Below are 13187 nucleotides of genomic sequence, written 5' to 3'. Positions count from 1 at the left end.
GGCTGGGGCGCAGCCCCCGGCCCCCCGTCCGGGGTCCGGCCGGGCGCGTCAGTGGGCCGGGCGGGCCGCTCCGGCACGCCAGTCGTTCAGCTGGGCCCGCCAGGCGAGCAGTGCCGGGAACCGCGTCCTGGCCTCCTCCGCCAGCCGGGCCCGGCCCGCCACCTGGGCGGCGTGCAGCCGCAGCGCCGCCGCCATCTCCTGCCGGGCCAGCAGGAAGCGCTGGTTGGTGACGGTGACGGGCCGCCAGTGGTGCTTGGCGGTCTCGTTGCCGCGCAGCAGGCTGATCACGCTACGGCCGGTCTCGGCGGCGTAGGCGGCGTCGTGGCGCAGCAGCATGGTGGTGATGTCGGCCTTGGCCGCCCGCAGATCGGGGTGCGCTCCGTAGAGGTAGCCGCCCGCCAGGTCGGGGGAGGTCAGCGTCACGTCGATGGCCAGCACCTGCTCCCCCCTCCGGTATTCCGTGATGAGGGCGTCACCGGTTCCGGCCATCTGCCCGGCGGCGCGCGCGAGGTGTTCGACGAACCGGGGCCTGCGGTGCTCCGGCGTGACGCCGCGGCCCCGCCACTGGAGGTTGTGCAGCCGCAGCATGCTGGCGACCGCTTCCGGCACCTCGTACTCGGGCACGCTGCGGTGCTCGATGCCGATCGAGTCGAGCTTGCGCAGCTTGGCGCGCGTTCTGCGGGCGGCCGAGCGGGGCAGGCGCTGCATCAGCTCGTCGAACGGGAGGCCGGGGAGTTCGAGGCACACCGAGTCGTCGAGTCTGCGCTTGACGCCGGGCCAGCGGTCGACCACCCGCTCGGCCGCCGCGCCCGGGCGAACTTCGCGCAGATCGACGACGGCGCCCCGCGCGGCCCGGCGCAGCCCGCCGGCCAGCCCCGCCGCCGCGGCGCCCGCGCAGCTGTCGTCGATCAGCACATCCTGGAAGTCCGAGATGGCGCCGCCGAGGAAGACGAGCACCGGCAGCGGACGGTACGTCAGCATCAGCGGAGCGGCGCCCACCAGCCTGCCCTCCCGGTGCACCAGCAGGAGCCGGAGGCGGGCGGCGGCCCCGTAGGACAGCCACCACGAGTGCAGCCACGCATGGGTCTGGAAGGGCGTCGCGGTGCGGCAGCGCCGGTGCAGGCGGTCCCATTCGGGCGCCAGCGCGGCGAAGCGGTCCGGGTGGTGGCAGAGCGTCACGGACAGGCCGGTGGCGGGCGGTTGGTGTGCGGTGGGGGGCGCGGTCGTTTCCGCCGTCACCGAGCCCCCTCGGTCACCGGCTGCGCGGCGGTCCGGGCCGGCGGCGCGGGGGCCTCGGAGACCGCGGAGCGGCGGCCGCCACCGGGCCGTACGAGCAGGAGGAGGCCGCCGAGCAGTCCCCCGGCGCAGGCCCCGACGGCGGTGGCGATCCGCGCCGAGGGGGAGGTGGGGGCGGTGGGTGTGGGGGCCTTGGAGAGCACGGAGAGCCGCACGCCGGTACTGGTGGCCGAGGCGTTGGCGTACTCGGTGAGGGCGCGCGCGATCTCGTTGGCGTTGGTGGCCGCCCGTTCGGCCCGCGTGTCGCGCCCGACGATCTCGATCATGGGCGCGTCGGGGGACGTGATCGACTGGACGCGCGCCCCGAGATCGGAGGCGGGGATTCCGGTCGCTGCCTGGGCGTCGGCGAGGACGGCGCTGTTGGTGACGACGCGGCCGTAGGCGTGCGCGAAGCCCAGCGCCGTGGCGGGGTCGGCGGACCGCGAGGTGGCGACGACCACATAGCTGGTGGCCGTGTACTGCGGCGGCTTAAGCACCCCGTAGGCCGCGCCGCAGAGTGTGCCCAGCAGAACGCACACGGCCAGCGGCCACCAGGCGGGCGGCCGGAGCGCGGCGAGAATCCGCCTGCGCGGGCGCGGTGCCGAGTTCTCTGCTGACTGGTTCTCTGCTGACGAGCACTCTCCTGCCGGGCTTTCTGCTGCCGGGCTCTCTGCCAGGGCGGTGTCGGTCATGACGGCGGTCACCTCTTCGGTCGGGAAACGGCGGGGGCGTGGTGGTACGGGCGGTGGAACGCGTCCCGCCCGGCTCTCCCACAGGCAGCGGCGGTGCGTTCGTAGAGCCCCGTCAGCAGCTCGGCGCTGCGGGCGATGTCGTAGCGCGCGACGGCGGCGGGGGCGGGCAGGCGGCGCGGTCCCGCGCGCTCGTACTCGCGCAGGACGTCGGCCAGGGCGGCGGTGAGGGCCCGTACGCCGAGGCCGATCCGCCGCGCACCCGGCACCTCTCCGGCCGGTAGCTCGTCGATCGCCGGGCAGGTCACGTGCAGTACGGGCAGCCCGGCGGCCAGGGCTTCGAGGACGGCCAGTCCGAAGGACTCCTCGGCGGACGGGGAGACGAAGACGTCCATGGCGGCGAGGAGTCCGGGGATGTCGGTGGACCGGTCGGCGCTCCACTCGACGGCCCCGCCGCGCTCGCCCAGCAACCGTACGCGCTGCTCGGCGCCCAGCCGTACGGCCAGCTGCTCGAGTGCGGCCCTCTCCGGCCCCTCCCCCACCAGCAGCAGCCGGGCGCCCGGCAGTTCGGCGACCGCCCGCAGCAGGATGTCGAAGCGCTTGCCCGGCACGAGGCGACCGACTCCCCCGGCCACGAAGGCCTGGTCCGGGAAGTCGAGCATGGCCCGCGCGGCGGCCCGGGCGGCCGGGTCGAACCGGAAGTGCCGGGCTTCGATGCCGTTGGGGATCAGCTCGATGCGGTGGCGGGGCACGCCCCAGGCGCGCAGCCGGTCCGCCACGGTGGCCGACACGGCCACCGTCGAGGAGCCGAGGCGCTCGCTGGCGAGGTAGAGGGCCCGGGTGCCGGGGGTGAGCGGGCGGCCCTCGATGCAGGTGGCGCCGAGGGAGTGCTCGGTCGCGAGCACCGCCTCGACCCCGGCCATCCGGGCGGCGACCCGCCCGAACACGCAGGCCCGGTAGAGGTGGGTGTGCACGAGGTCGTAACGGCCGAAGCGGATGGCGGTGACCAGCCGGGGCAGCGCGGACAGGTCGCGGTTGCCGCCCATGCCGAGGTGGAGGACGCGGGTGCCGTCGCTGCGGATGCCGCGGGCCACGGCCCCGGGGTTGGTGAGGGTGACGACGTCGCAGTGCACGGGCAGATGACGCAGCATCAGCCTGAGCTGCTGCTCCGCTCCACCCGCGCCTAGGCCCGTGATGATGTGCAGCACCCTCAGGGGCGCCCTCCCCGGCACCCTCATCGGCCGGCTCCGGCGAGCGGCGTGGCGCTCCCCTCCCCGGGCATGGCGCGGCGGCGTACAGGGTGCAGCAGCCGCTTGACGGTCAGCCGCAGGGAGGTGTCGCGGTCGCCGACGTGGATACGGGGCAGGGCGAACCGGCCGGTGAGCGGCCCGGGGTCGATGGCGCAGGCGTAGTCGTATCCCGACGAGCGGACGGCGGCGACGGCGCGGGCGTCGACATGGCCGTACGCGTAGCAGTAGCCGTCCACCGTACGGCCGGTGATCTCCTGGAGCAGCTCGCGGCTGCGGGCGGTCTCCTGCCGCAGCGTGTTCCCGTCGGCCTCGGGGAGGGACACGTGGAACATGCCGTGGGAGCCGATCTCCATGCCCGCGGCGGCCGCGGCGCGGATGCCGTCCTCGGTGAGCAGGGGTTTGCGGGGGCCGAGCGGGTCCCAGACGTTGTCGCCGCCGAGCCGTCCCGGCAGGACGAACACCGTTGCGGTGAAGCCCTGTTCCCGCAGCAGCGGGACGGCGTTCTCGGTGAAGTCGGTGTAGCCGTCGTCGAAGGTGAGGCCGACCAGGCGGGACCCGCGCCCGGCGGCCCGCTCGCGCAACAGCTCCGCCACGCCGACCCCGCGCAGGCCGCGGCCCGCCAGCCAGCGCAGCTGGCGGCGCAGCCGGTCCGGGGTGACGGTGATCCGGTAGGGGTCCTCCGTGTATCCGGTCACGGAGTGGTACATCAGCAGCCAGGGTTCATCAGCGGGCATGTCACAGGAGCTTCCGTTTCGCGGACGAGATCAGCGGGGGGAGCAGCAGGGGGACTTCGGGCGCCCGTACGGCGAACGCCGCGGCGGCGAAGGCGGCCGGGACGATCAGGCAGCCGGCCGCGGCCGTGCCGGGGGTGGAGGGGACGAGGGGTGCGGCGGCCCAGCCGGCAGCCACGGCGGCACCGGCGGCGAGGGCGAGCCGTGCGAGACCGGCGGTCACGCGGCGGACGTCGACGGCGATGCCCTGCTTGCCCAGGCCGCGGAGCAGGAGCAGCGCGGTGACCGTGATGCCCGCGGCATTGGCCGCGGCGATGCCGTGGACGCCCCAGTGCGCGATGGCGGCCTTGGCGGCGACGATGGTGATGAGCAGGCCGACGGACATGGCGGCCGCCGGGTCCCAGGTGGGCCGGGCGGCCGAGAAGAAGGGCCGGATGAGGGCACCGGTGAGGCTGTGGCCGAGCAGGCCGAGCGCGTAGACGCGCATGACGGATGCGGTGGCGGCGGTGTCCTGGGCATTGAAGGCGCCGCGCTGGAAGAGGAGTTCGATGAGCTGGGGGGCGTACGCGATGACATACGCGGCGCCGACCAGCACCAGCAGCCCGGCGACGGTCAGATCCCGCTCGACCCGCCGCCGGGCCCGCTCCTTCTCGCCGTCGGCCATGGCGCGGGCGACCAGGGGGAAGGTCACGGTCACGACCATGAGGGAGAGGGTCATGGGGACTTGGGCGACCTTCTGCGCGTAGTTGAGGTGAGAGATCGCCCCGGCGGGGAGGGATGAGCCGAGGTAGCGCTCGACGAGAACCTGCGCCTGGCGCGCGAGCGCGAAGAGGGCAACGGGCGCGAGCACGGCCAGGACGGCAAGCCCTGCGGGTGCCCCTGCCGGGCGGGCGGAACGAGGGCCGACGGCCGCGCGGGCACGGCCAGCCGGCCGAAGGCCATCGTCGCGATGGGCCCGTCCCGCGACGCGGGACCCACCGGCCGGACGAACGCCATCCCCGGCGCGGGACCGATCATCCACGCCAGTGGTGCCGTCCGCGGCGCAGGACCGGTCATGCGCGCAGGGACCGTCCGCGGGGCGCGAACGGCCCGGGATGCGGGAGCTCTCGGCGCCCGGCCCCTCCGCGACACCCGAGCCGCCCACCGGAGGGCCGCCATCCCCGGTACCGGACCGATCATCCCCGCGGGAACCGCGGTCGGGAGTTCCCGCACTGTCCGCGGCGCAGGACTGATCATCCACGCGGGGACCGTCCGCAGGGCGGAAACCGCCCGGGATGCGGGAGCTCTCGGCGCCCGAACCTTCCGCGACGCCCGAGCCGCCCACCGGAGGGCCGCCATCCACCGCGCGGGGTCCATCGTCCGCGCGGCAGCGGCGGTTCAGGCGAGGGCCGTCCGGGATACGGAGACCCGCGGCGCCCGAACCCTCCGCGACGCCCGAGCCGGTCGCCGGGCGGCGGGCCTGTTGCGTGCCGGTGCCGAAACGGGCGTCCTGGTCGTCCGCGGCGCCGGAGACGTCCGCCGCAGTGGCGAGGTTCCCGAGGGCCGGAGCGTCCGCCGCGCGGGAGGCGCAGGGCTTCGTGGCGGCGGGCTTCGTGGCCCGACCGCGGCGCTGCCTGCCGGGCAGGCGCCGCAGGAACGCGGGCAGTTGAACCAGCACCATCAGCGCGCTGCCCACGGCTACCCCGGCCGCGGCGGCCCGTACGCCCCACAGGCCGTGCACGGCCAGCACGGTGGCGATGATGCCCACGTTGTACGCCACGTAGATCGCCGCCGGGGGCAGGAAGCGCCGGTGGGCGCGGAGCGCCGCGCTGAAGTATCCGGCGATGCCGAAGGTGAGGACCGTGACAGCCGTGAGCCGGGTGCAGTCCACGGCGAGAGCCGGGTCCGCCAGGCCCGGCGCGAGCAGGCGTACGACCCGGGGCGCGGCCGCGGCCAGCAGCCCCGCGCAGCAGGCCAGGGCGAGGAACAGCCGGGGCGCGGTCGAGGCCACGAGCCGCCCGACGGGGTCCGGGCCCAAGTCCCGACCCACGTCCGGGCCCGCATCCCTGCCCACGCCCACGCCCCTGTCGGCGTCCCGGTCCGCGTCGTCGCCCGAATCGGCACCCGCATGGGCGCTCGTACCAGCGGACGCGCGCCGGGAGAGCGCCAGGCTGAAGGCCGGGATCATCACCAGGGCCATGGCGTCCTCGATGAGGAGCGTCGCCGCGATCTCCGGCACCGTCCAGGCCACCAGAAAGGCGTCCGTCTCCCCGTCCGCGCCGAAGAGGTGTGCCACCAACTGGTCGCGTACGAGCCCGAGGAGAGCACCGGCCGCGGTGAGGACCGCCGTGACGGCCGCAGCCCTGGCGATGAACCGCTCGGGACCGCCGCGCTGCGGAGCACCGGAGCCCACACCCGACGTCGAGCCCGACCCCGAGCCCGTCGTCGAGTTCGGCTCCGCGCCCGTCGTCGGGCCCGCCGTCGCGGACTTCGCCGGGCCGGCCACCGTTTCCGGCGGCCGCCCGGTCGTCGACTGCGGCACGGTCGGCGCGTCGCTCATCGGCTGTCCGCCCCATCGTCGGGCCGGACGGCGGCGCGCCCCGCCGTCGGCGCGGTCTTCATCGCCGGGGTCGTCTTCACCGTCGCCGCGGGCCTCACCGCCCGTGCGCCGGCCGCCGCCGGCGGAGCCGGGGGAACAGCCGGGGCCTGCGCGGCCCGTACCGCCCGCCCATCCCCCGCAGCACGCCCATCCCTCGCAGACCGCCCATCCCCCGCAACCGGCCCAACGCGCCGAGCCCCCGCGTCCGATGGAGCCAGAGCCGCGGGCGAGAGCGCCCACCACGCGGCCAGGCCGAACATGACGCCGGTGAGCACGGTCGAAGGCCCGCCGATGTCGCCGTACAGGAAGTCCGCGAACAGATAGGCCAGCAGGCCCATCGCAGCCAGCCCGCAGTCCACGGGCCATCCGGCCCGGCGGGCCCGCCGAAGCCTGCGGAGGCCGAGGACGACCAGGGCCGACCAGCTGCCCACAACCGCCGTGATACCGACCAGTCCCTGCTCGCTCAGCACGAGCAGGTACATGTTGTGCGGCGAGAGCAGCGGCTCGCGCCGGAACTCCTGACCCGCGCCCTCCGTGTCGCTCCCGGACGACAGGCCCAGCGACGCGTGCCCGTCACGGTGTGCGGGGAAGCCCTTGATGCCGACTCCCGTGACCGGCTCGTCGCGCCAGATGGAAGCCGCCGCGGCCCACAGCGCGTACCGGTCGGTGACCGACCGGTCCGGCGCGTCGGTCACCTGAGTGATGCTGCTCAGCCGCTCGCTGATGAGGGCGCTGCCCACCCCGGCTCCACCGACCAGCACGACAAGGGCGGCGAGGAACACGGCCAGCGCGGTCATCGCGGTGCGCAGCCCCACGAGCAGGAGCACCACGGCGGCCGCGACCGCCATGGAGAGCCAGGACCCGCGGCTGAAGGAGAAGACCAGCGGCACCAGCAGCAGCCCGGCACAGGCCACCGCGACGGGCCGCAGCCACCGCGGCGCACGCGCGGGCGCGCCGAGCCCCATCGCCAGCGCGAGGACGGCGCCGCAGGCGACGACGGTCGCCATGCCCATCACGTCCACCGGTCCGAAGGTGCCGACAGCCCGGATCCGCTGTCCCGCGTACGAGGCGCCGGTGCCGCTGACGTACTGGTACACGCCGAGCGCACCCTGCGCCAGCGCCGCCGCCACGACGGCGCCCGCCACCCACCGGAAGTCGCGACGGGACCGCAGGAGCAGCGCCGTCGCGGCCGGTACGAGGACGAAGACCTGCGCGTAGCGCACGAATCCGTTCAGGCTCGCCACCGGGTCCTGGGAGGCGGCCGTCGCCACGGCGAAACCGATCGCGGGCGCGGCCAGTACGGCGGCGCCCGCCCGGCTCAGCAGCCGCCGCCGGTCGCGCAGCAGGACGACCACGCAGACGGCCACCAGTACGGCCGAGGCGCCGTCCGCGACCGAGAGGCGCGGAGGCTGCCTGTCCGGCCCGATGGGCACACAGAGCAGCAGGACGACGGCGGCGACGGGCAGCGCCCGCCACCCGCCGGCGAGCCCGGCCCGTACCGGATGGAACAGGATCGGCAGCGTCGTCATGGTCAGCTGCCCCCGCTCCGGATGAGGGAGCCCGCGGTGCGCAGCAGGATCCGTACGTCCTGCCAGAGCGACCAGGTCTCGATGTAGTGGTTGTCGAACCGGGCCCGGTCCTCGATCGAGGTGTCCCCGCGCAGGCCGTGGATCTGGGCCAGCCCTGTGATGCCCACGGGCATCCGGTGGCGCGCCGCGTAGCCCGGGTGGGTGGCGCTGAACTTCCCTACGAAATAGGGGCGTTCCGGCCGCGGCCCGACGAGACTCATATCGCCGCGCAGCACGTTCCACAGCTGCGGCAGCTCGTCGAGCGAGGTCCGGCGCAGCAGGTGGCCGACGCCGCTCATCCGCTCGTCGTCCGCGACGTTCCACCGCGTCGCGGACTCGTGCTCGTCGGCCGGCCGGAGCGTGCGGAACTTCAGCACCGTGAACGGCCGCCCCGCCATGCCGATCCGCTCCTGACGGAAGATCACCCCGGGGCCGTCCGACCAGCGTACGGCGATGGCGCAGGCCAGCATGACGGGTGCGGAGAGGAGCAGTGCGACCGTGGCGACGGCGAGGTCGAGGATGCGCTTGCCGAGGATGGCGAGGCGGTGGCGGGGCGGCGAGTCCAGGCGCAGACAGGCGAAGCCCCAGATGTGGTCGGGACCGCCGGGGCGCCGGGGCCCCGCGTCGGCCGCGGGCTCGCCGTGCACCAGCCACAGCGCGCAGCCCAGCTCGGCGAAGAGCCGGACGAGCGCGGCGTCCTGGGGGTCGTCCCAGGGGCTGCGGGTGAAGACCGCGTCCTGTACGGCGTTCTGGATGACGGCCCGGGCGATGTCCTCGTGGGCGACGAGGACGGGCACGGGGAGTTCGGGAACACCCGGCGAGGCGGCGTCGAGCTCACGGTCCAGCTCGCGATCCAGCTCGCGGTCCAGCTCGCGGTCCAGCTCGCGATCCAGCTCGCGATCCAGCTCGCGGTCCAGCTCGCTATCGAGTTCGCGATCCAGCTCGCGGCCCAACTCACGCTCCAGCTCGCCGTCGAGATCCGGGTCCCCGGCCGGGTCGCGGTCGGCGGCGGGATCGTGCTCGGGTGCGGTGACGGGGCCGGTGCCGGTGCCGGGGGCGCGCGAGACCAGTCCGACCAGGCACATGCCGTACTCGGGATGCTCGTGGAGGGCCGCGGCAACCCGGCGCCCCGCCGGATCGCCGCCCACGACCAGCGTCGAGTGCGGCCGTCTCCGCCTCCTCCTCCGCCGTACGGCGTGCAGCGCGGCGCGGCCCAGGCACACCAGCACGACGTTCACCGCCACGACGCCCAGCAGCAGGGACCAGCCGGGCGCCGCCGGCGGCCGGATGCCCGCCAGGACGGCCGTCGCCGAGCACCAGGCGACCGCGGAGTGCCCCACCAGCCGCGGCAGTTCGTCCAGGGCGGTCGTCATCGGCCCGGGCCGGTAGAGGCCGCCGCGCGCACCCAGCACCAGCTGGACCGCGAGCGAGGGCCCGAGAGCCGCGGCCGCCCGGCCCGCCTCGCCGAGCAGAACCGCGGCGGCCACGGTCGCGAGGCAGTCCGCGGCGGCGAGCGCGGCGCCGAGGCGCCCGACCAGCGGGGCGTTCCGCTGCCCGGCCGGTGCCGGGCCGCGGAACGGGCGGAGCGGTGCGAAGACGGGCGAGGCCGGGCGGGTCGTGTCCCCCAGCAGGGAAACCACCCGCCCGGGACTGGGCACCCCTGCGTTCTCCGTGGTCATCGCCTGCTGTGCTCCCTGCTCTCGGGGGTCGGGCCGGGTCGGTCGACGGGGCCGGGGCGTGCGTGCGGTGCCGCACAGTCCGGCGGGCCGTTGCCGACGGGGTCCGGGCCGAGCAGTTCGCGGTACAGGCGCGCGACGGCCGCGGCCGTCCGCCGTACGTCGTGGCTGTCGCGTACGTGCTCCTGCGCCTGCCGCCCGAAGGTGTCGCGCAGCCCGGGGTCGAGCAGGAGCACGGTCACGGCCCGCGCGAGGGCCTCCGGGTCCTCCGGTGGTACGAGGCAGCGGTCGGCGTGTCCCGGCGGCAGGCTCTCGCGCGCACCGGTCACGCCGGTCACGACCACGGGCCTGCCGCAGGCCATGGCCTCCAGCGGGGCGAGCGCCATGCCCTCCCAGCGGGATGGCAGGACGACCAGGTCCGCGGCCGCGTACCAGGCGGCCGGCTCCGCCGTCTCCCCGGCGAACAGGACCCGCGGCGGCGCGGCCCCCCGCAGCTCGTCCCGGGCGGGCCCGTCCCCTACGAGGGCGAGTACGGCGCCGGGCACCTCGGCGGCTACGGAGGGCCAGGCACGCAGCAGCACATCCTGGCCCTTCTGCCGGCAGAGCCGTCCCACGCACACCACCAGCGGTGCCTGCCGGGACAGTTCACGCAGCGCGGTGAGCCCGGCCCTGGCGCGTTCCCCGGCCGCCCGGTCGGCCGGACGGAAGTGCTCGGTGTCGACGCCGTTGCGGATCACGGCCCAGCGGCCGGTCACCCCGGCGTCCCGGCCGCGCTGCCGCTCGTCCTCGCTGACGCACAGCAGGCGCGCGGCCCAGCGGGCGGCGAACCGCTCCCAGTACAGGGCGAGTTCCGCGGCTGTCCCGCCGACGGCCTCGAAGGACCAGGCGTGCGGCTGGAAGACGGTGGGGATGCGGCCGCGTACGGCGAGCCGCGCGGCGAGCCCGGCCTTGGCGCTGTGGGCGTGCACGAGGTCCGGGTCGGCGTGCCTGATCAGGCGGGCGAGTCGCAGGGTCTCCAGCGGAAGGTGCGGTCCCGGTTCCCTGCGGGCCGGCCAGCGCAGTACGGACGCGCCCGCCGCCGCGGCCGCCTCGCCCAGCGCGCCGCCTGGCGGGCAGGCGACCAGGGCGTGCAGGCCCGCCCGGGTCTGGCTGCGCACCAGGTCGGTGACGACCCGGGCGACGCCGCCGTCGACGGGCTGGGAGATGTGCAGCACCGTCAACCGGCGTCCTTCACGCTTGTGTTGCGGCACGCGTTGCTCCCCGTACACGGACCGGATGGGAACGTCAAGCTCCGGCGACGGCCGCCGCCGGGGGTACTCGCCGCGCCCTCGTCTCAGGGGCGGGCGTCGGCCTGGAGGAAGAGGGCGCCGAGGTGGTAGCCCTCCTCCTGGGTGCCGAAGCCGACCCTGAGGTGCTCGGCGCCCGCGGCGAGGGCCGGTTGCAGGTCGAAGACGTCGGAGTCGAAGCCCAGGGTGTTCATGTGCGCGGGCTGCCTGCCTGGCGTGGACCGCCCGCGGTCGCTGATCGTCGAGTTCATGGCCTCGTCGGCGGGGTTGGCGGCGTCGAGCAGCGGGACGGGCTCGGCGGAGCCGGCGGCGACGGCGAGCGCGTTGCTGCCGAAGCCGCGGTCGCCGTCATAGGCGACGACGCCGAGACCGCCCTTGCCCTTCGCGGGGACATGCAGGTCGTCGATGTCCAGGAAGTGTTCGCGGCGCTCGGGCGTCAGGGTCTCGAAGCCGTCCCAGAGCGCGAGCGTGCGCATCGGGGCGCTCGGGTCGGCGTAGGCGACGACCAGGGCCCAGCCGCCGTACGTTCCCGGGTCGGAGTGGCCCTTGGCCATGTTGATCTGGCCGACCGTGTAAGCACCAGGGCTGGCGTACCGCACGATGTTGGTGACGTCGGCCGAGGCCGCGTAGGCGTCGGAGCCGTCGGCCGTGCGGTGCCCGATGGTGGAGTCGGCGAGGACTTCCTTGTATTGGCCGCCCGGCTCCGCGAAGAGGACCCGGTTGTTGTCCTTGGCCGGTTTCTGTTCGCCGGCCAGCAGATTCCCGCCCCAGTAGAGACGGGCGTACGTGACGGTGGCGCCTTTGGGCAGTCGCAGTTCGGCCCGGCTGGAATTGTAGGTGTTGGGGTCCTTGTCGACGTCGATATACGTCATCTCGTAGTGGTCATTGCTGCCGGCGCCACCGCGCTGCACCTGGTCGCAGGGCATGGCGGTCTTGCTGACCGGGGTCTCGCACGTGGCCGAGGCATTGGCGGCCCTGGCGATTCCCCCGCGCTGGACGGCCCGGTAGCGCTCGACGAAAGGGACCTGCGACTCCTCCTTGCCGGCTGGAACAGCCACGGACTGCGGCAGCGCGATCGTCACGGCCACGGACGACATCGCGCACAGGACGCCTCGGCCGCCTCGGCCCAGGGAAACCTGCATGACTGCTCCTCCGATTTCCGCAAAATACTTCCGGCCCAGACCATCGCAGATAGCTATGCCCCAAATCACGTGAGACGCGCGCGAATACGCCGAGCGTGTAGTCATCCATTCGGACTCGGCGCCGGCACCTGTCGAATACGCGATGTGCGCAGCGCAGCCCGGCTGCGCTCATTACATTCCCGGGCCCGTTGACGACCAGTTTGATTGCGCCGAATGGGGCCTGATCGCGTGCCGCACCCCGGCCACTCCGAACCCGGGCCGCGAGGCCGACAACACACTCCGGTCAGCACTTCTTCCTGACTCGAACGGGCCTTACCCGTGTCAACCAGTTGGCCGACAAAACGCGCGCTCGCTCTCCCGTCGCCCCCCCGAATAGCAGAACTCCCCGCGCCGAGCCGGAAGTTTCGTGCGCATGATTGGCAAAGCCCCCCAATGATCTCATCGGGTGACTATGTGGTGAAACGATGATCGGATCGGACCGTACGGGGAAAAACACCATTCCCAACCCGAAAGGAAAATGGTGATGAAGCGAATCGCCAGGGCTGCCACGCTGACCGTCGCGAGCTGCGCTCTCGTCATGGGCGGCGCGGGTGCCGCAACGGCCTACGACGGCAGCTGGAAGGACAACGGCAAGCACAACGGCCACAAGGGTCACGACCGCAGGGGTCACGACTTCAGGGATGACGACGACGAGTTCAACCACGTCGGCAACAGCGCCAGCGCCGAAGCGACCACCATCGGTTCCGGCGGCTTCCTGAGCGGCAACATCGTCCAGGTCCCCATCAACATTCCGATCAACGTCTGCGGCAACTCCTGGGGTGGCGGCAGTCTCCTCAACGCCTTCAACCCGGCGATCGGCAACACCTGCATCAACGGTGCCTCCATCGACGACCACGACGACCACCACGACGACCACCGCGACGACGACCACGACAACCGCAGAAACCACTACTGACGCGCCGGCCGCACGTCACTTGCGGGGCCGCCGGAGG

At 74.3% G+C, this 13187-nt stretch carries 10 protein-coding genes; 1 reads left to right on the top strand and 9 read right to left on the bottom strand.

The features are described 5' to 3' along the window. Positions 1-48 precede the first annotated feature (48 nt). The 9 genes from ACTWP8_RS09555 to ACTWP8_RS09515 form a co-directional block, all read right to left on the bottom strand. The gene (locus ACTWP8_RS09555) at positions 49-1239 is read right to left on the bottom strand and encodes a GNAT family N-acetyltransferase (protein ID WP_443321709.1); all 1191 of its coding nucleotides are present in this window, start codon (positions 1237-1239) and stop codon (positions 49-51) included. Then, positions 1236-1967, bottom strand: coding sequence for a Wzz/FepE/Etk N-terminal domain-containing protein (locus ACTWP8_RS09550; protein ID WP_443321708.1), 732 nt, complete (start codon positions 1965-1967; stop codon positions 1236-1238). The genes ACTWP8_RS09555 and ACTWP8_RS09550 overlap by 4 nt, the downstream gene beginning before the upstream one ends. Before the next feature lie 8 nt (positions 1968-1975). Beyond that, complete coding sequence (locus tag ACTWP8_RS09545; RefSeq protein ID WP_443321707.1) at positions 1976-3172, bottom strand: glycosyltransferase; 1197 nt, start codon at positions 3170-3172, stop codon at positions 1976-1978. Positions 3173-3198: 26 nt separating this feature from the next. After that, on the bottom strand, positions 3199-3948 hold the full coding sequence (locus ACTWP8_RS09540) for a polysaccharide deacetylase family protein (protein ID WP_443321706.1): 750 nt from the start codon (positions 3946-3948) through the stop codon (positions 3199-3201). Between the two features lies 1 nt (position 3949). Beyond that, the gene (locus tag ACTWP8_RS09535; RefSeq protein ID WP_443321705.1) at positions 3950-6484 is read right to left on the bottom strand and encodes a lipid II flippase MurJ; all 2535 of its coding nucleotides are present in this window, start codon (positions 6482-6484) and stop codon (positions 3950-3952) included. Next, positions 6481-8052 carry an O-antigen ligase family protein gene (locus ACTWP8_RS09530; protein WP_443321704.1) on the bottom strand — a complete coding sequence of 524 codons (1572 nt, stop codon included), beginning with the start codon at positions 8050-8052 and terminating at the stop codon, positions 6481-6483. Before ACTWP8_RS09530 ends, ACTWP8_RS09535 begins: the two co-directional genes overlap by 4 nt. A gap of 2 nt (positions 8053-8054) precedes the next feature. Then, on the bottom strand, positions 8055-9770 hold the full coding sequence (locus tag ACTWP8_RS09525) for an exopolysaccharide biosynthesis polyprenyl glycosylphosphotransferase (protein WP_443321703.1): 1716 nt from the start codon (positions 9768-9770) through the stop codon (positions 8055-8057). Beyond that, a complete protein-coding gene (locus tag ACTWP8_RS09520; protein WP_443321702.1) occupies positions 9767-11017 on the bottom strand; it encodes a glycosyltransferase family 4 protein in 1251 nt (416 codons plus the stop codon). The genes ACTWP8_RS09525 and ACTWP8_RS09520 overlap by 4 nt, the downstream gene beginning before the upstream one ends. A gap of 83 nt (positions 11018-11100) precedes the next feature. Next, entirely contained in the window at positions 11101-12195 is a 1095-nt protein-coding gene (locus tag ACTWP8_RS09515) for a hypothetical protein (protein WP_443321701.1), read from the bottom strand. Between the two features lie 523 nt (positions 12196-12718). Here ACTWP8_RS09515 and ACTWP8_RS09510 point away from each other — a divergent pair. Beyond that, positions 12719-13150 carry a chaplin gene (locus ACTWP8_RS09510; RefSeq protein WP_443321700.1) on the top strand — a complete coding sequence of 144 codons (432 nt, stop codon included), beginning with the start codon at positions 12719-12721 and terminating at the stop codon, positions 13148-13150. The last annotated feature ends 37 nt before the right edge of the window (positions 13151-13187 follow it).

It is taken from the genome of Streptomyces sp. 7N604 (genome assembly GCF_052245475.1).
Taxonomy (GTDB): domain Bacteria; phylum Actinomycetota; class Actinomycetes; order Streptomycetales; family Streptomycetaceae; genus Streptomyces.
Note: the sequence above shows the minus strand (reverse complement) of the source record. Positions and strands in the feature narration are given on the sequence as shown.